The following is a 20,656-nucleotide window of genomic DNA, read 5'->3' on the forward strand; positions in this document are numbered from 1 at the left end:
GCGACGGCAGTCAGGGTCTGCCATCCGACACCCAACGCTCCAGGCTCGATCCGGTCTCGAAGCGTCGCACGGATTTGGAAATGGGATCGATGAATTCGATTGCGCTGGCGAGTAATTGAAGAGGAGCGGTGAAATCGTCGACGGCCCGGTTGGTGGCCGTCGGGTAGAGGTCGTCGCCGAGGATCGGCACCCCGAGCGAATTCATGTGCAGTCGCAGTTGATGAGTGCGGCCGGTCAACGGTGTCAGTCGATAGCGGCCGAGTCCGGCCCGATGGTCCAAGAGTTCGACGGTGGTGTGCGCGTTGGGTTCTCCGGGCACCTCGTGGGCCGTGAATTGCCCTCTCTCCGTAACGATTCGACTGCGGACAATGGTGGGCAAGGTCAGCGCGGGGTCGTACGGAGCGATCGCCTCGTACTCCTTGTGAACCTTTCGATCCTGGAACAGCGTCTGATACGCGCCACGAAGTGCCGGATCGACGACGAACAAGACCAGACCCGCGGTGACGCGGTCGAGTCGGTGCGCGGGCACCAGTTGCGGCAGATCGAGTTCCAGGCGCAGTCGCACCAGCGCGGTCTGCAGGATGTGTCCGCCGCGGGGGATGGTCGGCAGAAAGTGCGGCTTGTCGATCACCAGCAGCGCGTCGTCGCGGTGCACGATCGAGATATCGAACGGCACAACGGTTTCCGTCGGAAGGTCGCGGTGGAACCAGACGGCTTCGCCGGCCACGTACGGCGCGTCGGAGGAGAGGGGACCGGCCATGTCGACGATCTCGCCGGCGTCGAACATGGCGTCGATCCGGTGTGCAGGGATTCGTAACTCGGTCGCCGTCAGGAAGTCGCGGACGGTGCGCCATGCGCCGTCCTCGGGCATTCGGATACGCGCGGGGTCCAGTCCGTGTCGCTTCGCCAGGGGAGGTTGCTGGCGTCGTCTCACCGAATGAGCGTATCCGCCCGCCGAGATCGCACTTATGCAGGCATTTCGCGATGATCTGCCCGCATAAGTGCGAATTCGCTACTCGCAGCCGATGCCGTCGTTGTCGCGGTCGAGGTGGGGGCCGTAGCCGTACTCGTCGCGGTAGACGGGAGCGGCGCCAGCGTCACGTGCGGCGTCGCAGTTCTTGTACTGGAATCCGCTGGGTTGAGGTGCGGGCGCGGGTGCTCCCTGCGGCGTCGGCGGGGGTGCGAAGGCGGGCGGCGGAGGCAGGATGCAGAACTGAGCCGAGCCGGCTCCGCACAGGAAATCGGTGATCGGGTCGGCGGACGCGACAGCAGGGGCGGCGATCGCGGCTGACGCTGCAATGACACCAGAGATGCCGATCTTGACCAGCAGGTTCTTCGTCTTCATGAGGGTTCCAATCGAGGGGGGTGTGACGTGGAGCATTGCCGGGCGGTCATTGAACTGTCAATGAAGTCATTCGCACGACCTACGGACGCGCCTCCTGAATCACGAACGTGTTTGGAACCCGCCGATTCGGCGTACTTACGAACGTATGAGCGAAAACGAGCAGGTCAACCAGAACCCCGAGAAGGATCCCGACGATTGGGTCACCGGCGACGAGCCGATGACCGGGCCGCAGAAGAGCTACTTGAGCACCCTCGCTCAGGAAGCCGGGCAGGAAGTCCCCGATGATCTGAACAAGGCTCAGGCGTCGGAAATGATCGACAAGTTGCAGGGCGAGACCGGCCGCGGCTGAGTCGACACCACGGAAGTCCACTCGATGTGACATCGACCCCCGAAAAGTCCACCGAATGTCACATCGAGTGCCTCCCGAACGACCGCAAGATTCGGTACATCGGACCAGGTAGACCGTTACATCTTCAGTAGATGTAACAAAGGATTACGCAGACTTTTGTACGCGTTGTTTCGCGGCTACTGTGAGCGGACCCACAGGCTTCGGCGTGTCTGCGTAGCGGTGGGTACGTTGTGTAACGGATGTTGTTTGTGTTGCGCCCGCGAGGGTGCGCCTGGGGAGGATGGCAGATCAGATGCACCGTCGTGTGTTGGCAGTAGCGGGAACTGCTCTGGCAGTTTCCCTGCTGGGGTCGGGTCTCGCCGGGGCGCAGCCGCTGCCCGGTACCGGCAGTTCCGATGGTGGCGGTGCAGTGCCCAGCATGGAGGCCCAGTCCTTGCCGTCGGCGTCGGCGCGGATCGATCGTGTCGACATGCTGACCGATCGCCGCGCCGCGGTGTGGGTCGAGTCGCCCGCCATGGGCCGCGCCATTCAGGTCCAGGTTCTTCTTCCGGCCGCGCAGGCCGTGTCCCGCCCGACGCTCTACATGCTCGACGGTGTGAGTGCAGGCAAGGAATCCGATTACAAGGAAAGCACCTGGACGCAGAAGACCGACATCGTCGATTTCTTCGCGGACAAGCAGGTCAACGTTGTGCTCCCGGTCGGTGGATCGAGCAGCTACTACACCGACTGGAATGTTCCGGATCCAGTGCTCGGTGTGAACAAGTGGGAGACGTTCCTGACGTCGGAGCTGCCGCCGCTGATCGATGCGCGCTTCTCCGGTAACGGCACCAACGCGATCGCGGGTGTCTCGATGGGCGCGCAGGCCGCGATGGATCTGATCACGCGTCACCCCAAGCTCTACACCGGCGTCGCCGGGCTGAGCGGTTGCTACGACAACTCGCAGACCAACTTCAAGGACGCGGTGCGCGCTACCGTCGCGACCAACGGCGGAAACGCGTCCAACATGTGGGGCGAGAACACCGACCCTCTGTGGGTGCAGCACGACCCATCCGCCAACGCCGAGGCCCTCCGCGGCAAAGACGTCTACATCTCCGTCGGTACCGGTTTGCCCGGCCCGTACGAACTCGGTCCCGGCGGTAGCGGACCGGAGAGTGCGCTCATGGGCGGGCCGCTCGAGGCCGCCGCGTTGTACTGCACGACAGTGTTCGATACGAGACTGCGCGCGTTGGACATCCCTGCGACAACCGTCTATCGCCCCTACGGAATTCACGGCTGGCCGTACTGGCAGGACGACCTGCGTGAATCCTGGCCGACGCTCGAACGCGCGCTAGGCCTGTAGGGCGTACTTCAGAAATGCGTCGTTCTCGTGCGGGTCGCCGATGGTGACCCGCACGCCGTCGTTTCCGTAGGCGCGCAGCAGCAAACCCTGTTCGGCTGCAGCCGACGCGAATGCACCGGACCTCTCGGCCAACGGCAGCCACACGAAGTTGGACTGCGATGCGTTGACGTCGAAGCCTCCTCCGACCAGAGCGTCGCGTACGCGGTCGCGTTCGACGATGAGGGCGTCGGTGCGGGCCAGTAGCTCCGCCGAGGCCTCGAGCGACGACAACGCTGCCTGCTGCGCGATCGTGCTGACCGCGAAGGCGATGCGCACCTTGGACAATGCTGTGATCACGTCCGGGTCGGCTACCGCATAGCCCACCCGCAAGCCGGCGAGACCGTACGCCTTCGAGAAGGTGCGCAGCACGATCACGTTGCGTCGTCCACGCGCGAGTTCCACGCCATCGACGTGATCGCCGTCAGCGTCGGGACGGGTGTACTCGAAGTAGGCCTCGTCCAGTACGACGAGGATGTTCGACGGCACCGCGTCGAGGAAGGCCTCGAGCTCGGCGCGCCGGACGACGGTTCCCGTCGGATTGTTGGGGTTGCACACGAAGATCAGGCGGGTGCGGTCGGTGATGGCCGCGAGCATCGCGTCGAGATCGTGCACGTGGTCTGCGGTCAGTGGAACCTGCACGGGCGTCGCACCGGCAACGCGCGCGATGATCGGGTACGCCTCGAACGAACGCCATGCGAACAGCACCTCGTCGCCGGGGCCACACGTGATCTGAACGACCTCTTGGCACAGTGCAACCGAACCGTTACCTGCGGCCACATTTTCGGTCGCTACTCCGAGCTTCTTCGCCAGGGATTCGACGAGTGCCGTCGCCCGGATGTCGGGGTAGCGGTTGACGCCACCGACGGCCTCGGCGATAGCGGCATGCACGCTGGGCAGCGGGCCCTGCGTTGTTTCGTTGCTCGCCAGCTTGATTGCCCCCGGAAAGCTACGGCCGGGAATGTAAGCGGGGATGGCGTCGAGGTCGGGGCGGATGTGCGCGGTCACGGCTGCCATTATGCGCTCAGGTTCGGGGTTGACTTCTACGCGTCCGTGTTATTGCTGTGCACGACCGGACCGATCGTCCTATCTTCGATAAGTATGTCGGGAATCTTCAGCGACGTCGCAGTCCTTCGGTCCGCCACCGCGCCCACAGTCGGCGCGGACGACGAGGTGGATACGTCCGCGCACGAATCTCCCCCGCGAGAGAAGGTGCCTCTGACGGCCATCGAGCCGGAGGGCACACCGCGCGGCGGAATCGTCGTGCTGCACGAGGCTCGTGAGATTCCACAGTCTCTGCTCGACCTGCTGCGTGCGCTGGCGATGGAAGGCTGGCTCGCCGTCGCCCCGAATCTCTTTCACCGGGGTCACAGCGACGACAAGGAGGTCTTCGGCGACGACCTCTTCGCAGACTTCGACGCCACCTCCGACTGGCTGGTGCAGCGCGGGGTCTATCCCGATTGTGTCGGGGTCATCGGATTCGACGACGCAGGCACAGCAGCTCTGATCGTGGCCACCAGCCGTCCGGTCGGAGCGGCGGTCAGTGTTGCCGCAGCGGGCATCGTCGAACCGCTCAACTCCGATGCGATCGCGTTGGTCGAGGCTGCACCCAAGCTTCAGGCACCCTGGCTCGGTCTCTACGGCGAGGACGACCCGCACACCCCACCGGATCACATCGAGGCCCTTCGCGACGCTGCCACGCGTGCCTCAGTGGCCACGAACATCGTCAGCTATTCGGGTGTGCAGCATCGGGCCGACCATCCCAGGGAGCAACCGGGCAGCAGCGACCACACCGACCCGGCCGAGGCAGCTCTGGTCGATGCTCAGACTCGAATCTTCGATTGGTTCGACAGCTTCATGCGCTGACGAGCAACACGCATCTTCTACGCGAACGCCGTGCGAACCTGAGGCGTCGACCAGCCGTTTTGCCTTCTGGCCTTTGCCGTGTGTAATCTCTTTCCTCGGCGGTCCGAGAGGGCCGGCAGCCTAGGAGGCGTGCCAGAGCGGCCGAATGGGAGTCACTGCTAATGACTTGTCCTTTCACCGGGACCGGAGGTTCAAATCCTCTCGCCTCCGCCACGAACGGTAGATTCTTACCGTTCAGCTAGACCAGTTGGATAACTGAACATGCGCCCGTAGCTCAACGGATAGAGCACTTGACTACGGATCAAGAGGTTAGGGGTTCGAATCCCTTCGGGCGCACAGAAGAAATGCCCCGGAGCTGCAGCGATGCGGTTCGGGGCATTTTCGATGACCATCCGAGTTGCGCCCGGCTCAACACTTACTCAACACATTGGTCGGAATTCGGCACGAAAGTGTTGAGTTCACGGTGTCGGGGCCGGACAGCCTCAGTCCCAACATTGGAACGGCTCGACCATGACACAGTGGCGTCGTGACGATCAACGAGTGGTGGCTGACGGACCCTGCCGAGCGGTATTGGATGGAGACGATCAGGCGCGACGATTTCGGCGATGGAAATCAGAGTCCCGTTCGCGAAGCGAAACGGAGTCTCGACTCCGTACTGGGAGCTCGTCAACCACGTTCGGGACGGCGACGTCGTACTCCACTGGACGACAGCCCGGGATGGGAAGCCATCCAGGTTCGTCGGTTGGTCGATCGTCGACGGTGAGCCGTACGAGGTCGACAACCTCGTGTACAACGACAACAGCCCCGCGAGCGGCCGAGAAGCTCTGTTGCGCGACTACACGGAGTTCTCGACGTCGGTTACCTTCCAGGATTTGAACGAACGCCTACCCGCCATCCGCTCGGTGCAGGATGTCCTCGAGATCGGCCGTGACGGAAGCGTCTACTTTCCGTTCGCATTTCTCTCGAATGGAACCCTCCGCCCCAAACAAGGTGGGTACCTCAGCAAATTCCCCTCCGCGCTATTCGGTGTGCTGCCAGAACTTGCTGTCGCGCAGATCCACTCTTCAGCCGACCGAGGCGTGGATGGCAAGGGATCGGAGACGTCGTCGACGGCGCGTTCGGATCGCCGGCAAGCCCTCGAGGCAGGTCACGTGTCGGACCCCAAGGTCCGGCGAGCGATCGAGATGCAGGCTGTGCGGCAGGCGATTCAGCACTACGAGTCGCTCGGGTACGAGTGCAAGGATGTCGGCGCATCCCGGCCTTTCGACCTCCTGCTTTTCGGTTCTGGGGACCTAGCCAGCGAGCGGCATGTCGAAGTGAAGGGCTCGACGGGGAACCCAATGCCGTCGAACTCACCCACGGCGAGGTCAATCACGCACGGGAATTTCAACCAACCGACCTATTCGTTGTCAGTGGTATCACTTGGCTTCGCCACGGGAGTGATGTCGTGACCAGCCCAGGTCATGGGCGAGTATTCAGTGAGTGGGCTCCGAGAGACGAGGATCTTCTACCGATCCGATTCAGACACGCCGTCCCTGACCAGCATGACCTGACGCCACCCGAGTTACAGATTTGATGACTCGTCGGAGTAGTTCGAGGGTCCGTACAGATCTAGAGTTGCGGTCAGATCTGGCGCAGAATTGATCCGTTGGATGTAATGAGCTTCGGTGACACGCGTCGATGAATGCCCCAGCTGGGTTTGCGCGGTCTCGATGCCATAGGTTTCCTTGATCAATGTGGCAACCGTCTTGCGGAAAGAATGCGGTCTCACCCAGGAGAAATCCGCGCCGAGCGCAGCCCTCCACGATCGTCTGACGTTGGATGGCGAAAGCCAGTTTCCGGTGCTGGTCACGAATACTGCCTCGTGAGGGTTGATGAATATCGGCGATTCTGCCCGGCGCCTCAGTATCGTCGCTGCGAACTCGGGCAGAACCAATGTCAACGGCGGGGAATCGCCTTTCCTGTGTTCCTGACGCCATAGGCGCTCGCCCGCAACCCGAGGAACTATCAAAGTCGCCTGAATCGTCGCGGTCGCAGGGCTGACGTCGAGACGGAGATCCGGATAGCGAAGAGCTAGCACCTCTCCGATCCGAGCCCCAGTCGCAATCAGGAGGTCCATGATGTCTTGTAGGTCTTGGCCAGGCTTGGGGCCAGGCTTCCGTTTCACCGTCCCGTCCGCGAGAACCTCTTCGTGAGCGCAATAAGCTGCGACTCGGCTTCGGATCTCGTTCAGCTCGTCAAGAGTGACGGACCTGACCGGCTGCCTGGCCTTCTTCGGCAGCGCCACTTCTCGGACCGGGTTCTGTGGCATGAGGTCCAATCGGACGGCTTTGGAGAAGACTCCTGTGCACACCACACGTGCAATGCGGGCGCTACTGGGAGCTCGCGCGGCCAGTTCTCGGAGGAACGAATCTACGGTGCCTGTGCGGACTTCCCTGACAAGTAGTTCACCGATGGCCGGTGCACACAGCTTGTTCCAAACATCGAGATAGCGGCTGTAGGACTGCGCTGCCAGTGATGGTTCCTGCTCGGCAAACCAACTCGAGGCCAGGGCTGAGACGGTCGAACTACTCGTCAGGCCGCTTGCGCGGGTTGGTGCCAGCCTGTTCTGTAACTTCGCGTTCAAGTTCCGCCGAGCGGCCTCTGGGGACCGGCCGCTTGCCTCGACCAAGCGGCGCACGCCGTCGGAATCTCGGATACGAACCTTTGCGACGAAAGCCGACCCGCGCTTTGTGTTCGTGATCTTTCCCCACTCTCCAGGGGCAGTGCGCTGCCTAGCCATCCTCTTCGTCCTGTGTGTTCATGCCCAGTTCTGTCATCCGTCGAAAGAGCTCCTCCGAGCGTCGTCGTGCATCCTCGTACAGATACTGCATCGACTCGATATGTTCGGCGGATTCGTTCTTGGACAATCCGTTTCGTAGTTGTACCCGGGCGCGACGCATGGCCTTGAGTGCATCGAGCCATTCGCGAGTGATTCCGACACGATCGTTTCTCGGGTCGAAGGTGTCTCGGACCCACATGTCGAGAGGAGTTTCTGATTGCTCTTCGGTCCATTCCGAGCTCGGTCGCATGAGTCCGGCCTCGCCGCTAAACCAGCGGAGGGCATCGTGAGATTCTTGCGGCAGCCCAGGGAGTACTTCGACCTTCCCTTTGGGAAGGTCGGGGAAGACCAACTGTGCAGGTGAGACTCCCAGTGCCGCAGCCAATACGAGCAGTTCCGAGATGTCAAGGCTCTTCTTTCGACCTGTCTCCAAGTCTGCAACCACCGACCGGGAGATTCCCCACCCGAAGTCGACGGTTCTGTCGGCGAGCTTTGCCGCGGACAGTGCGGAGTGGTCTTTACCCCGGAGTCGGCGAACTTCCGAGGCGACCCGGGCAACGATTGATTCCGCCCAAGACTGCGTCATGGATACGCAGTCTAGCTGAAAATACGTCGGTCTTGTGGGTGGGGTACGTAGTTGCTACTCTGTGGTGGAACCACATGGACTGATCCGATAAGTCCCCCAAAATGTGGCTCTACCACACAATCAGTGGAGGTGCTGAAGATGCCCAGACGGCTGCTGTCTGTCCCGGAGGCTATGGCTTGCACGGGACTTGGACGATCCAACTTCTTCAACAAGATCGCGTCCGGAGAAATCCGGAGCGTGAAGGTCGGCAAGCGTCGGCTCATCCCGGATACGGCCATCGATGAGTACATCGAAGGTCTCGAGGCGGAATCCGACGCCAGTTCAGGCGTCGCGTAAGGCCCGGGGCCAACTGCCCCTCAGGAAACTGAAACGCCCCCGGAGAATCTCGGTGTTACCAGCACCGAAGCCGAGGGCGTCGAAACCACAACCCGTGAGGAAGGAGTTTCGCCACCGATCATAAAGCGTCTTGACAAGTGATTCAAGACATTTCGCTGACGCACCGTTCTCCGCCCCTGATTTCGGTCAGGGGCCGAACGGGCGATGACGCACGCTTCGATTCGCGATCGCGCGGTCGAACCCCTCTGCTCGCACTCGAACAAGCCTTCGCTGTGAACCGTCTAGCAAAGGCCTGATGTGTCGCAGCAGCGTCGTTTTCTGGCAGAGCCCGACGTTACACCAGCCTGCCGCCGGCCTGTGCACCCTGTGTAAATCCTCTGAGACCGGCCTCGAGGCACCACACGCTCGACTGATCATCGAACGAGTGGCGATACCGAGCAGCCGCGCGTCCATCGTGACGCGGGGCTATCGGACGTGGAGCGGACAACGTGGGTGCGGAAATTGGCTCAGGGGCCATGGGGGGTCCGAGACAGACCGACGAAGTACCACGCCTTTGAACCCAGTCACTACTGAAGAGGACCCATGAGAACCCCTGACCATCATCGAATCGAGCCTCACTTGCTTTCGCTCGCACGTCGTTTTCACCCGTCACTGCCTGTGCGGATTGGCGATCGAGCCGGAATCCCCAAGCCTGCCTTGGCATCAGCGGCCAAGCGTGATGAATATCCAGGCTGTAGTCATAACGAATCCAATGACGCACTGCGCGAGCTGTATTCGGCCGTACATCGAATACCAGCAAGGCTTGAATCGCCCGTCTATCGGTCATCACCTGATTGGCCACCAGTGCCAGTGTCGCGTGCATCAGGTGCAATACACGCCACAGGCGTATCGGATCCGACAGAGCCCACTCGAACCACAGGTCCTTCACCGCTGATGCTTCCCTCTCATGTGTTGTCGGGCAATAGACCCCATTCGGGTGATGCCTCCGTCACCAGTAAGGCGACCTATTCACCCATTGCCCGCCGCGGCTCAGATACATCCCTCAGGAGACTGGGGTGCCATGCGTCCCTCGCAACCATTTCGCTTATCACCCGCAACTCCTGCAATGGAAGTGAGACCCGCCATGCCCGCTGACATCATCGCGTTCTGCAACCAGAAGGGTGGCGTGGGCAAAACCACCGAGACCTTCCACCTCACCGACGCCGCCGCGCGTGCGGGCAAACGAGTTCTCGTCATAGATATAGACCCGCAAGGCAACCTCAGTACGGTCCTCGCCGCACAGACTCTTGCTCTCGACGACCTTGGTGTCGCAGACGTGCTTTCGGACTCTTCGGGAGCAACGATCGGCGACACAGTCGTACCCTGCATCTGGCCAGGTGTCTTCCTGGTCCCGACAGTGCCCGGGAACGAATCACTCGCGTATGTGAGAGACCAGCTGGTGGTTGCGGGAGCGGGGCGCGAACGCCGACTTCGAGATGCACTCGAAACCGTTGCTGATCAGTACGACGTCATCCTGATCGACTGCCCGCCCAGCTTGGACCTGCTGACCATCAACGCACTCGTCGCGGCACGCAAAGTTGTTGTCGTCAGCCAATCTGCGCTGTTCTCGGCGAACGGCTTGGCGCGATTATGCCGGACAATTGACGCAGTCAGACGAAGCTACAACGCCGACCTCCGCCTTCTCGGTGCGGTGATCAACCTGCACGAGAACCAAACCATCGCCGGCCGAGAACAGCTCATCGAGATTGCAGCCAGCATTGACATTCTCGGTGATCCAGTGCCGAAACGAGTCGTCATCAAAGACTCGATGGAATCGCAGACCAGTCTGAAGGACTGGGGAACAACCCAAGCGCGGAGCCTGTGGACTATCTACCGCGACACAGTCGAGATCCTCATTGATGGAGAGCAGTGATGGCGCGGCCCGAGCGGATGAAGAGCGCACTGGCCGGACAAAGCCCCGTGAACCCACCTCACCCGGGCAACGACACGTCTCAGCCTGTCGCAGAAACCCTACTGGTACAGAAGAACTCGGAATCAACGGTGGATCACAGCAAGTGCAAACGCTCGTACTATCTCTACACGGCCACTGTCGACGATCTCCTCAACGCCGCGGAGGCACTATCCGCGACACCGGGAGCGCCGCGTGGCCCATCGGATCTGGTCAACGCAGCGGTGGAGGAGTACCTCGAGTCGCTGCGTCTCCGGTTCAACGACGGCAAACCGTTCCCCAAACGGACAGGTCCGCTCGCGCGTGGACCCAGGATTCGCTGACCGGTCTATTACCTAGCCACTGCACTTTTCACCCGCTATCGCGGGTACATCGCACACCAAGTCGGTCCGACGCAGCTGCCGACCGACACATTCCCGGAGATCAGGAGGCAACATAGGTGGATAGTTCCGTACTCGGTATCGAGAACCTGCCGTTGCTTACGTTGGACGAGGCGAAAGCTCGGGCGCTCGACATCGACTTCCGTCGCTGCGGTTCAGCGTGGATGCACGGCAAGATTGTTCCGCACTGGTTGCTGCAGGCCGCAATTCGGTCCGGTGCAGTTGTCTACGACCGTTCCGTTTGGGGTCAACTGGCTCTGTCTGCACACTTCACCGAAGCAAATCGACATGAAATCACCTTCGTTATCACCTACGGGTTGGACGGTGCACCGAACGTCGTTGACGGGAAGACAACCGACTACCCATCGAACATCAACCAACTCGATGATGCCGCTCAGAACGCCGTACCATCGACGCTCGTTCCTAGCCCTGAAAGTGCATTAACTTGGCTGGCGCTCCTGGTTGATTCAATCAACGAGCTGCATGACCGAGCTCGAGCGCTCGTGCGGTGGTGGCCGCGCTAGTCGGATCTTCCTGCCCCTGTCCACGAAGGCGTTTTACGACGGCAGAGTGCTCTCCATGGTGCGCCGTTCGGAAGCCACCGCTCAGGCCGAATCGCTAACGTTGGCCATAAAGCCGAGGCCGTAGAGGGTGGAGAAGCTAAGATCGGTTCGGGCGTTGCACAAAAGGTGGAGGCGTTGTAACAGGGGTTCGCGGCCACCATGCGACTCCACGATAACGTCCTCCTCGAATGATCCTGGAGGTGGATGTTGCCCCCGCAGGCAGGCATCTGTTCGACATTCCGTTGTCCGATACAGCCCCACCTGCCACCGTCCGGATCTCCTACTCAGGCCAGGACCGATGAGACTGACACCGTCGTTACGGCACGGGCTCCAGTCCGATGCGCCTGGACAGGCCAGGGGTCATATTGTGGAGGGGTGGACACCTTGTTATCGACCAGCGTTTTGGTACAACATAGCGACGTCGTCGCGGATGTGGCGAAAGGGAAGGGTACGCGGACTGTCGGGGTACCGATCCACGAGGCCCGCTTGACGGAAGCGTTCGCTCAAGACGCACACAACCTTATGCCTCCTGGAGCAGGTCGTAGCCTCCATCTGCTGTTGGAACCACGAATCGGTCGAGGTCGGCCGGATGTGCTCCTACTTGCAATCTCATCAAGTGGACTTATTTCGTACCTACGTAAGGCCAATCGACTCGCGACCTTCACCGAGGCGCAGGTTATTTCTGGCGATGTCGACGAACCTGTAGGGGTGTCGGCTACTTACGCCCGAGACCTGCGGTCGAAGATGCAGGCCGCAAACTGGAAAGATTCGCAGCTCGCGCATGCGAGGAACCTCGTCCACGACTCACTCGCAGTGGAGGCGAAGATGTCGGACTGGCGACGTGCGGTGAGACAGGTGGCGCGATTCGGGCCGATGGCCCACCGCACTGCAATTTTGATGCCAGAGAACGTTGCGGCTCGCGTCGACCTGCCCACGTTAGGTGTATACGAGAGCGGTCTGATTAAAATGTCGGGCGATCGGCTGTCGTGGCTACGTACCGCGCCTAAGCGTCCGCTTGGTGACGCGCAAAAACTCTGGCTTCTCGAGCTCCTGCATCGACAGCTACAGCGCGATCAGATTCCCTCTGCAACGCGCATTTCCTCAACCGCGTGAAGCAAGTTGGTGACGCGTCCAGCGTAAGCGGGCGGCAGCACTACCCGGTCTCGTGCAATACGGCTGTACAGGCTCGATGCCTCGTTGAGTGACTTTTCGACTGCGTCGAGTCGAGTCGGTACGTCCGCTGAGGTGGTGCCTGCCTCGGCCCTTCTGGACAGTTGCGCCATGAACTGCACTTGGGCCTCCGCCCGTGTCCAGGACGATAAGGCACGGGCGGCGAAGGTTGCGCTGATTTCTGGGAGCACGATGTCGTCGCTGTAGGGGAGGTTCATAACGTATGACAGTTCCTCTTGTGCCTTCAATGAGGCCCACAGAGCGGGTAGATACACCCTCGCAGTTGGGGGCTGACCACCGGCGGGAGACGGTTGCCATTTGGAGATGAAGAATTGTCTTAAGGTGTAAAACCAGCCAGAAGATATTGCGGTAGCGCCAGCGGCCAGACCTAGGAGTCCTTCGAGATCCGAATACCCCCAATGTACTTCATATTCGTTGACCTCTGACAGGGTGTAGATAAGCCGGAGCAAGTTGGACAAGCGGTTCGAGTCCCACGGTGCGGGCGGATAACCTTTAGTTGCCCGATTGACAACTATGTAGAAACCCTGAACATCTATGGTTGTGACAACGTCGAGCCAGTCGGCAATGTCTTTCCAGTTACTTAACGCGCCCTCATCGATGGCGACACTGGCAATGGTTCTATCTCCTCCCCATGCGTCGACGGCAGATCGGGCGTACTGGAGTGCTAGAGGTGTCCAGATATCTGTAAAAGTCGACTGGATGCACGTGGGTGCTATCAAACGGTTGTGAATTCCGACCGCAGTATTGGCGGCCTCGATTGACGCTATTTGGTTGGCGACATCGCCAGCGCTTTGTGACCACTTGATTCGGCGGAAGTTCAAAGCGTGAGATGAATGGCGTCGAGCCGAACCCGCTGGGGTTGAGGAGTAGATATAAGATTGAGGATCGAGGAGCGCATCGAGGCCCCTCGACCGAAGTCCCGTCACCGTTGTGGTGAGTGCGGCGACATCTTCGTCACCAGGGCTGAGCACGACTCCGGAGAGGGAGCCCTGATCGGAGACGTCGAAGATCTTGCTGCCCTTGCCGTATCCGTGCTGAACATAGAAGCTCATACCGTAACTCCAAGTCGGCGTAGCGGAATTGACACATTTCTATACCGCTGGCTGGGGCGCGGAGCCAGCAGACGCGTGATGACTACCTGCAGGTCCTCTTCGCACGACACGCCCTCAAAGGAGGAGGCGTCGAAGCTTTGTAGTCTCCGAAAGTACTCGCTACTGTCTATTTTTTCATACCAGAATGGATGGTGCCCGACAAGCGCTTCAAATGCGACAATCCCGATCTGAAAAAGATCTGTTCTGAAGTCGATTTCTGCGATCCGTCTCATCTCGAATTGCTCAGGTGCGGCGTATCTACCTGTGCGTGGCGATGCGCCGTACGCATCGGTGAGCGGCGAAAGATCATTGTGGTACGCAATTCCCAGATCAAGCAGAACCGGAGAACCTGCATCGTCGAAGACGATGTTGCCGGGTTTGATGTCGCGATGCACAATTCCTGCGTCCGACCACATTGCGTTGACTGCTCGAAGTAGCGCAATAACCAGACGTCGAGAAAGATCCTCGTTTCCACCGAAATTCTTAATAGCCTGATCGAGAGTCCCCCCTGGGTAGTAGGGCTCTGCATACCAAATGTAGTCTCGTCTTGAGAGCCTGCATTTTCTGGGCGGCTCGACGAGCTTTACCACGTGGGGCGAATCGACCTGGGACATACCCTCGATCTCGCGGCCGAAGCGGGTCGGAAACGGGATGGAGTCGTCGGAGTCAAAGTCGTCCTCCGGAAGTGGCTCCTTTACAATTTTGATGACAATGTCGTCTGATCCGCTACGGCCCCGGTAAGCAACCTTGTAAGAACCCTCACCTAGCTCAGGTAAGGCCAGTTGATAATCGGCAAATGCTTGCATCAACTCGTCATCGGAGAAGGGGACCGTCATGCGCTTTCGCTCTGGCTCACCCGACAATATTCGCATACTGGGAGTCGATCTGCACTCAGTAGCAGTGAACGGGAGTGTGGGGTAGCGGTCAACGGGCGTGTGGGCCAATTCGCAAGTATGTCTCGAATCGACCCTTGTGGTGCTTATTTCACAAACTTGATTTTGCAGCAGTGCCTCAGAAATGGTCGTTTCTGGGCCACCGATCTGTGAGACACGGGCGCGGCCAGAATCAACTGAGTCGGTTTGGTCTGAAGAGTGACCGCGATGGCGGGTTGGGTCCTCGATGACGTATGCCCCACAAACGAACGTTGCCGGGACACTCGCAGGTGAGACACCTAGTATTCGAAGCACGGCAGTTGTTCGCCGCGTTGCGACTCGGTTACGTCATGACCTATGAAGGAGACAGGGTTGGAAGCGGCCGGGCGAACCTCTGCACTCCGTATGGCTGTTGTCACTGCGCATTCAGGGGGCGGAGGAGCGTTCTCAATTGAGGATGACATCCGAATGGTCAAGTCCTCACTTCTCTACGCCGATTCAGTAACTCTCTTTTCGTACTCAGCGGCCATGCTCGAAGACTTCTGTGCCGCGGACCTCGCTGGCTACGAGCGACGAATGGAATACCTAGCTGCCCACACTGACGACGTACTCCGGGGGCTCGGACTCGACCCTTCGGTTCTACAAGACTCAACCCTGACAGGCAGGCAACGGAAAGAGATACGCCGGCGCGCTCGGAGAATCAATGCCAGCATGATGGCCGTCGAACACCTGCTGTCCATCCAGGAGCTGACACCCGACCTTCACGACATCGGCTCAGTACTGGAATCAGGGCACATGAAAGACCTCCAGCAGGTCATGGATCTCGGACTATTGACGCTCGCTCCGGATGGTTTCGCACTCGACCCGACCCAAGACAAGGCTTCGGTATACACCGAAGCACTGGGCCGCCTGCTCAAAGATCGTCGCTTGCAACCGGTCCTGGACGAGAGGATGTCGCGGCGTGTCTTGGACGCGCAGTCGTCCGGCGAACCGCTAACGGATGACTACACCCAGGCGCGAGCTCGTAGAGCCGCCGTGGGTGCGGGGTTGATTGCGCAACTGCCCACGTTCCCCGAGGCGTCAATGAAAGACGTTATCGATGCGCGAGATCAGCTGCGCGAACCGTTGCTGTCCTACCGCGCCGAGATGAAAATCGCCGCGGAAACGATCAAGTCAGATGCGTTCGACTACTCCAATTTGGAAGCTGACATCCAAGATCTGTTCAGAGACCAAGTCGAGCCCAAGTTGCGTGACTTTCAACGCGAGCTGGCCAAGACAAAGGTCGTGCTAGATGCCGCTAATGCGATGAAGACCACGGTCGCCGCCGTTGTCTCCGGCGTAGGCGTAGAAGCATCTCTACTGCTGTCTGACGCGCAAATCACTCTGCCCGACCTCGCCACCATGGGCTTGGGTAGCGCTGCGGCGGGTGGCGTGATCACTAGTGGGTTGGGTATTGCGAAGGCCCGCTTCGACGAGATCACCAAACGCAATCAAGAGCCCTATTTCTATCTTTACAAACTCAGCAAACAGCTGTAGCTACCTAACGCTGCCCGATTCGAGAGGTTTGCCGCTGACACGCTTGACGCCAGCTCGATGCTGATTGTGCCGCCGGAAGCTAAACGACGAGTTGGGATCTGTGCATGGCTATGCATGATCATGCGTTGTCTTGCTAACGGTCGTTTCTGGGGCACCGATCCGTGAGACACGGGTGCGGCCCGAACGAAGGCGCGATCGCAGGCCGTCGGCGCGGTCCCGAACAGGGCCCGGAGCCGTTTAGGTCCCGCCGGATCATGTCAGTTTCAGACGACGGCTGCACTCTTTGCAGGCGTTTCGAGGGTGAGTGCACGTGTCTTCTGACATTCTGATGTCAGAAGTGCGGTGCACGGTCGCATGTTCGGCTCTCGGTGACAGGGAGGCTTGTGATGGACCCCGACAAGCTCGATGTCGTGGAGACCGGTGTGCTGACAGCGTCGGGGGAGCGGTGGTCCCAGGCCGAGGTCCGTTTCGCTGTCCTGGCTCCCTTGCTGGAGATGCATCCGGTGCGTTCGGAAGCGGTTGACGATGCAGCACAGCGGTTGGAATTGTCCAGGCGGCAGGTCTACACGTTACTCGGCAGGCTCAGGAACGGGACGGGGACAGTCACCGATCTTCTGACGAAGGTCTCGTCGGGAGGGCGTGGCCGCAGCCGAGTAGCGGCTGACGTCGAGGACGTGATCGGCGACCATCTCACTCGATATTTTCTTCACTGCCAGAAGCCGAGTGTCGCTGCGCTGCACCGACGTATCGCGCTGGCCTGTCACCGCGCGGGTCTGCCGGTGCCGGCCAGAAACACCGTCACTGCGCGTATCGCCGCCCTCCATCCGGCATCGGTCGCCAGGTCCCGCGGAGGACCCGATGCCGCCCGCCCGCGTCAGTCCGCCGGCGACAGTCCACCGACGGTTTCGGGGATTCTCGATCAGGTCCAGATCGACCACACCGTCGTCGATCTGATGGTCGTTGACGAGTACGAGCGGCAACCGATCGGTCGCCCTTACCTGACGATCGCCATCGATGTCTTCAGCCGTTCCGTACTCGGATTCGTCGTCACTCTGGAGCCGCCATCAGCGGTATCGGTCGGGTTGTGCCTGGGCCGGGTGTGCTGCGAGAAGCAGACATGGCTGGAGGCATGCGAGCTCGCGGAGCAGGTGCAGTGGCCGATGGCAGGGAAGCCAAAACAGTTGTATCTCGACAACGCCTCCGAGTTCAAAAGCGAAGCGCTGCGCCGCGGATGCGCCCAGCACGCCATCACACTCGAATACCGTCCTCCGGGCCGACCTCACTACGGCGGGATCGTCGAACGCATCATCGGAACGGCGATGACGGCGGTGCACGAGCTGCCTGGGACCACCTTCTCGAACCCAGCGGACCGAGGAAGTTACGACTCGGACAAGCACGCGGCGTTGACATTGCATGAGTTGGAGCGCTGGCTGGTCCTGGCCATAGCCTCGTATCACGCGAGCGTTCACACAGGGATCGGGAACACTCCGGCCGCCGTGTGGGCCGGCGGGGTCGCCGCAGCTGGTCATGCCCCTCGTGTGGTGCTCGGCGAAACCGCGTTCCTGGTGGACTTTCTTCCCGTCATCCGGCGACGTTTGACGCGCACGGGCTTCGTTCTGGATCACGTGCACTACTTCTCGAACGCGCTCAAACCGTGGGTTGCGCGGCGAGAGGATTTGGGGCGGTTCGTGATACGACGTGATCCACGCGATCTGAGCAGAATCTGGGTCCTCGAGCCAGACGGTGCCGGCTATGTCGAGGTGCCGTACCGGACGATGTCACATCCCGCGGTGACACTGTGGGAGCACAGAGCTGCTATCGCCCGTCTCCGCGAACAAGGTCGGTCGAACGTCGATGAGAGCGCACTGTTTTCGATGATCGAGCAGATGCGCGAGGTCACCGACCGCTCGCAGAAAGCCACCCGCAAAGCCCGGCGCAACCGTGCCCGCCGCATGCATCTCAACGGTGCCGCGTCTGCACCGATCTCGGCGATCCACCCGCCGGTGGAGCCTCGAGCGGGCGGCGGCACCGCAACGCCGGTCTTCAGAGACATCGAGGAATGGTGAGGCGATGACCGCATCGACAGGAAGCAGCGACGAACCCGCCGAGTCGTCCATCGAGGATTTGGGGCACCTGCGGGAGTCGGTTCGACCGCTCACCGCACTCGACGACGCGGAGCGGATCCGGTTGATCCGGTCGGAGAGGTGGATCGGGTATCCGCAGGCCCGTACGGTCGTCGACCATCTGGAGTCGTTGTTGTCGTGGCCAGACCGGCAGCGTATGCCGAACTTACTGTTGCTCGGTCCGACGAACAACGGCAAGTCGATGATCATCGAAAAGTTCCGGCGCACTCATCCGCCGATCAGCTTGTCCGACCGCGAGCAGATACCGGTGTTGTGTATGCAGATGCCCCCGGACCCGTCACCCGGCCGGTTCTACCTCGCACTGCTCATAGCGTTGGGAACACCGACCCGACCACGCAATCGGGTCCACGAACTCGAACAGCAAGCATTGATGCTGCTCCGCGCCACCGGCGTGAAGATGTTGATCATCGACGAGCTCCACAATGTTCTCGCCGGCCGCGACAACGTCCGCCGCGAATTCTTGAACGTGCTGCGGTTCCTGGGCAACGAACTACGCATTCCTCTTGTCGCTGTCGGCACCCGTGACGCCTACCTCGCCATCCGTACCGATCCCCAGCTGGAGAACCGATTCCACCCCATGACTTTGCCGGTCTGGACCAACACTGCCGACACCAGATCGCTGCTGGCCAGCTTCACCACGAGCTTCCCCCTCCGCAAACCCTCGCACCTGACATCACCGGAGATGACCGACTACCTCCTCACTCGCTCCGAGGGCACCATCGGTGAACTGGCAACGCTGCTCACTGCCGCAGCAGTGACCGCCGTCGACAGCGGAGAGGAAGCGATCACCTCCTCGGTGCTCACGCGCACTCCGTACCTCGGTCCCACCGAGCGACGTCGCCAGTTCGAACGCCACCTCGCGTGAACGCGCGGCTCGCGGCGATGCCCGATGATGCGTACGTTCGCCCGTGGCCGCTGCACCCGCCGCCACAGCCCGGCGAGGCCCTCTCGTCCTGGTTGGCCCGGATATGCGAGCTGTATCCGCACATCAAGTCTTCTGACCTGCTTGCAGACCTCGATATCGATTGTGCTGTCGAGGATCTCGACCGCTACACACCGGAGCCGATCCTCGCCGAGCTGGCCGGTCGCGGCGCAGTCCCGGTAGAGAGGGCGCGGATGATGACGTTGGCGGGGTGGACACCGTGGCTACTCGACAGCACCGACCCCGCCGACTGCGACTTCGACACCTACGTCCACCAATTCTCGATCCTGCTACCGGCCGACCTCGCGAGGGAGGATCGACGCCGCCGCACACCCACGCACGACGCATGGTTGCCGTGGGCCAGCACTCCGCGCAGTCGGGCATGCCCGGCGTGTATCGACAGCCTCGAATCCACTGCTGATATCAACATGACTCTGCTGCAGCAATATCCGGTGCTGAGCAGCTGCCTCGACCACCGTTGTCGACTCGAACCCTGCTCTGCTTTCCCTGGTCATGCAATCTTCTGGGACCAAGTCCGGTTCGGTTCGGACGAACGGGTCTCGCCCGTTCCGGTTCCCTCAGCGGTCACGGAACTCGATCGGCGCACCACCGAGGCTCTGACGACCGGATGGGTGGAACTCGGCCCAGGCCGAGTGCACGCCGCAGTCTGGTTCCGGCTGCTGCGCACCGTCGCCGACGAAGTGTCCACACCACTGGTTCGCACCGGACGGTGGGCGACAAGACTCGTTGCGATCTGGAAGGCCGCCGGTCGTTCTCGCCCGCTCCGGACCGCGTGGGTTCCGTTCGAGGACCTGCACTGGGACGAGCAGGCGAAAGTTCTGGAGGCCGCAGCGATCGGCATTGCGATGGTCGAAAGCGGTGAGGTCGACGCCGGCGGTGCGCACGCATCTCTGCTGAGCCCACGTCCCTATGAGCCGGTCGATCCCGGGACAGCTCCGACGCGCTCGTCTAATCCCGCACCCGAGCGCGATTTGTGGGCTGACGCGCACGCTGCGGCCGAGGCCGCCATCGCGGCAGCGCGCGTCGATCCCGCATCCGCCAGTTCGTTGTACAACTTCCTGCGCTGGGGGTGCCGCACCGCAGCGGCGCTGGATGAGACGGTGCAACTGTTCCTCGACCACGGGATCCCGCTGCAACATCCGCCGACGTAGCTATCACCCGATGGAGCGGGGTTGTCCGCGACGCACACGCTGCGACGGCCGAGAAGCCCGTTTTCGCGCCGGGGTCATAGTCACCAACGTTATGTGTGCGGTGACCGACGAGAATTTTCCTTCCCGCACCGTCTCCGCGGAAACGCCTGCTCAGCGTGC

19 protein-coding genes and 2 tRNA genes are annotated in these 20,656 nt (G+C 61.0%); 15 read left to right on the forward strand and 6 right to left on the reverse strand.

All coding sequences use genetic code 11. From position 1 onward, the window contains the following. Positions 1 to 10: 10 nt before the first annotated feature. Both CH294_RS26380 and CH294_RS26385 read right to left on the reverse strand, forming a co-directional pair. Complete coding sequence (locus CH294_RS26380) at positions 11 to 934, reverse strand: RluA family pseudouridine synthase (RefSeq protein ID WP_170944866.1); 924 nt, start codon at positions 932 to 934, stop codon at positions 11 to 13. Positions 935 to 1,012: 78 nt separating this feature from the next. After that, positions 1,013 to 1,345 carry an excalibur calcium-binding domain-containing protein gene (locus CH294_RS26385; RefSeq protein ID WP_094609072.1) on the reverse strand — a complete coding sequence of 111 codons (333 nt, stop codon included), beginning with the start codon at positions 1,343 to 1,345 and terminating at the stop codon, positions 1,013 to 1,015. A 145-nt stretch (positions 1,346 to 1,490) separates the two neighbouring features. Between CH294_RS26385 and CH294_RS26390 the strand changes: the two genes are divergently transcribed. Further along, a complete protein-coding gene (locus tag CH294_RS26390; protein WP_032381115.1) occupies positions 1,491 to 1,694 on the forward strand; it encodes a DUF3072 domain-containing protein in 204 nt (67 codons plus the stop codon). A 292-nt stretch (positions 1,695 to 1,986) separates the two neighbouring features. Further along, on the forward strand, positions 1,987 to 3,033 hold the full coding sequence (locus CH294_RS26395; RefSeq protein ID WP_037152970.1) for an alpha/beta hydrolase family protein: 1,047 nt from the start codon (positions 1,987 to 1,989) through the stop codon (positions 3,031 to 3,033). Here the strand turns inward: CH294_RS26395 and hisC are convergent. Beyond that, positions 3,022 to 4,077, reverse strand: coding sequence for a histidinol-phosphate transaminase (gene hisC, locus CH294_RS26400; protein WP_094739399.1), 1,056 nt, complete (start codon positions 4,075 to 4,077; stop codon positions 3,022 to 3,024). The genes CH294_RS26395 and hisC overlap by 12 nt on opposite strands. A 93-nt stretch (positions 4,078 to 4,170) precedes the next feature. On the opposite strand from hisC, the gene CH294_RS26405 reads away from it, so the two are divergent. The 5 genes from CH294_RS26405 (at position 4,171) to CH294_RS26420 (ending at position 6,386) form a co-directional block, all read left to right on the forward strand. Then, complete coding sequence (locus CH294_RS26405; protein WP_032405142.1) at positions 4,171 to 4,935, forward strand: dienelactone hydrolase family protein; 765 nt, start codon at positions 4,171 to 4,173, stop codon at positions 4,933 to 4,935. Positions 4,936 to 5,058: 123 nt separating this feature from the next. Beyond that, positions 5,059 to 5,148 (forward strand) — tRNA-Ser (locus CH294_RS26410). 50 nt (positions 5,149 to 5,198) lie between these two features. Then, positions 5,199 to 5,271 (forward strand) — tRNA-Arg (locus CH294_RS26415). A gap of 190 nt (positions 5,272 to 5,461) precedes the next feature. Continuing rightward, on the forward strand, positions 5,462 to 5,698 hold the full coding sequence (locus tag CH294_RS27320) for a hypothetical protein (protein WP_141216545.1): 237 nt from the start codon (positions 5,462 to 5,464) through the stop codon (positions 5,696 to 5,698). A gap of 22 nt (positions 5,699 to 5,720) precedes the next feature. Next, positions 5,721 to 6,386: a hypothetical protein gene (locus CH294_RS26420; RefSeq protein ID WP_141216546.1), complete on the forward strand. Its 666-nt coding sequence runs from the start codon at positions 5,721 to 5,723 to the stop codon at positions 6,384 to 6,386. 1,323 nt (positions 6,387 to 7,709) lie between these two features. On the opposite strand, the gene CH294_RS26430 is transcribed toward CH294_RS26420, so the two are convergent. Further along, positions 7,710 to 8,342: a helix-turn-helix transcriptional regulator gene (locus CH294_RS26430; protein WP_094634712.1), complete on the reverse strand. Its 633-nt coding sequence runs from the start codon at positions 8,340 to 8,342 to the stop codon at positions 7,710 to 7,712. Positions 8,343 to 8,465: 123 nt separating this feature from the next. On the opposite strand from CH294_RS26430, the gene CH294_RS26435 reads away from it, so the two are divergent. The 4 genes from CH294_RS26435 (at position 8,466) to CH294_RS26450 (ending at position 11,530) form a co-directional block, all read left to right on the forward strand. Next, positions 8,466 to 8,678 carry an excisionase family DNA-binding protein gene (locus CH294_RS26435; protein WP_230595287.1) on the forward strand — a complete coding sequence of 71 codons (213 nt, stop codon included), beginning with the start codon at positions 8,466 to 8,468 and terminating at the stop codon, positions 8,676 to 8,678. A gap of 1,123 nt (positions 8,679 to 9,801) precedes the next feature. Then, positions 9,802 to 10,590 carry an AAA family ATPase gene (locus CH294_RS26440; RefSeq protein WP_094634734.1) on the forward strand — a complete coding sequence of 263 codons (789 nt, stop codon included), beginning with the start codon at positions 9,802 to 9,804 and terminating at the stop codon, positions 10,588 to 10,590. Positions 10,591 to 10,718: 128 nt separating this feature from the next. Beyond that, positions 10,719 to 10,949, forward strand: coding sequence for a hypothetical protein (locus tag CH294_RS27950; protein ID WP_249305506.1), 231 nt, complete (start codon positions 10,719 to 10,721; stop codon positions 10,947 to 10,949). Between the two features lie 116 nt (positions 10,950 to 11,065). Continuing rightward, a complete protein-coding gene (locus tag CH294_RS26450; protein ID WP_094634710.1) occupies positions 11,066 to 11,530 on the forward strand; it encodes a hypothetical protein in 465 nt (154 codons plus the stop codon). Between the two features lie 1,112 nt (positions 11,531 to 12,642). Here CH294_RS26450 and CH294_RS26455 read toward each other — a convergent pair. Together CH294_RS26455 and CH294_RS26460 are read right to left on the reverse strand one after the other, a co-directional pair. After that, positions 12,643 to 13,812, reverse strand: coding sequence for a hypothetical protein (locus CH294_RS26455; protein ID WP_094681423.1), 1,170 nt, complete (start codon positions 13,810 to 13,812; stop codon positions 12,643 to 12,645). Next, a complete protein-coding gene (locus CH294_RS26460; RefSeq protein ID WP_170944868.1) occupies positions 13,809 to 14,687 on the reverse strand; it encodes a serine/threonine-protein kinase in 879 nt (292 codons plus the stop codon). The genes CH294_RS26455 and CH294_RS26460 overlap by 4 nt, the downstream gene beginning before the upstream one ends. A 747-nt stretch (positions 14,688 to 15,434) precedes the next feature. Between CH294_RS26460 and CH294_RS26465 the strand changes: the two genes are divergently transcribed. From CH294_RS26465 to CH294_RS26480, 4 genes are all read left to right on the forward strand, one after another. Then, positions 15,435 to 16,259, forward strand: a complete 825-nt coding sequence (locus CH294_RS26465; RefSeq protein WP_141216547.1) for a hypothetical protein — start codon at positions 15,435 to 15,437, stop codon at positions 16,257 to 16,259. A 386-nt stretch (positions 16,260 to 16,645) separates the two neighbouring features. Beyond that, positions 16,646 to 18,325, forward strand: a complete 1,680-nt coding sequence (locus CH294_RS26470; protein WP_094681422.1) for a Mu transposase C-terminal domain-containing protein — start codon at positions 16,646 to 16,648, stop codon at positions 18,323 to 18,325. A 4-nt stretch (positions 18,326 to 18,329) separates the two neighbouring features. After that, the gene (locus CH294_RS26475; RefSeq protein WP_094681421.1) at positions 18,330 to 19,268 is read left to right on the forward strand and encodes a TniB family NTP-binding protein; all 939 of its coding nucleotides are present in this window, start codon (positions 18,330 to 18,332) and stop codon (positions 19,266 to 19,268) included. Then, positions 19,265 to 20,497, forward strand: a complete 1,233-nt coding sequence (locus tag CH294_RS26480; RefSeq protein WP_170944869.1) for a TniQ family protein — start codon at positions 19,265 to 19,267, stop codon at positions 20,495 to 20,497. The genes CH294_RS26475 and CH294_RS26480 overlap by 4 nt, the downstream gene beginning before the upstream one ends. Positions 20,498 to 20,656: the final 159 nt, after the last annotated feature.

The sequence above is a fragment of the Rhodococcus sp. 14-2483-1-1 genome, from assembly GCF_002259335.1.
Taxonomy (GTDB): domain Bacteria; phylum Actinomycetota; class Actinomycetes; order Mycobacteriales; family Mycobacteriaceae; genus Rhodococcoides.

Coding starts and splice junctions, on each gene's coding strand:
- CH294_RS26460 (WP_170944868.1), bottom strand. CDS start 14,687: ATGACGGTCCCCTTCTCCGATGACGAGTTGATGCAAGCATTTGCCGAT.
- CH294_RS26475 (WP_094681421.1), top strand. CDS start 18,330: ATGACCGCATCGACAGGAAGCAGCGACGAACCCGCCGAGTCGTCCATC.
- CH294_RS26405 (WP_032405142.1), top strand. CDS start 4,171: ATGTCGGGAATCTTCAGCGACGTCGCAGTCCTTCGGTCCGCCACCGCG.
- CH294_RS26455 (WP_094681423.1), bottom strand. CDS start 13,812: ATGAGCTTCTATGTTCAGCACGGATACGGCAAGGGCAGCAAGATCTTC.
- CH294_RS26470 (WP_094681422.1), top strand. CDS start 16,646: ATGGACCCCGACAAGCTCGATGTCGTGGAGACCGGTGTGCTGACAGCG.
- CH294_RS26390 (WP_032381115.1), top strand. CDS start 1,491: ATGAGCGAAAACGAGCAGGTCAACCAGAACCCCGAGAAGGATCCCGAC.
- CH294_RS26440 (WP_094634734.1), top strand. CDS start 9,802: ATGCCCGCTGACATCATCGCGTTCTGCAACCAGAAGGGTGGCGTGGGC.
- CH294_RS26465 (WP_141216547.1), top strand. CDS start 15,435: ATGATGGCCGTCGAACACCTGCTGTCCATCCAGGAGCTGACACCCGAC.
- CH294_RS26385 (WP_094609072.1), bottom strand. CDS start 1,345: ATGAAGACGAAGAACCTGCTGGTCAAGATCGGCATCTCTGGTGTCATT.
- CH294_RS26395 (WP_037152970.1), top strand. CDS start 1,987: ATGCACCGTCGTGTGTTGGCAGTAGCGGGAACTGCTCTGGCAGTTTCC.
- CH294_RS26430 (WP_094634712.1), bottom strand. CDS start 8,342: ATGACGCAGTCTTGGGCGGAATCAATCGTTGCCCGGGTCGCCTCGGAA.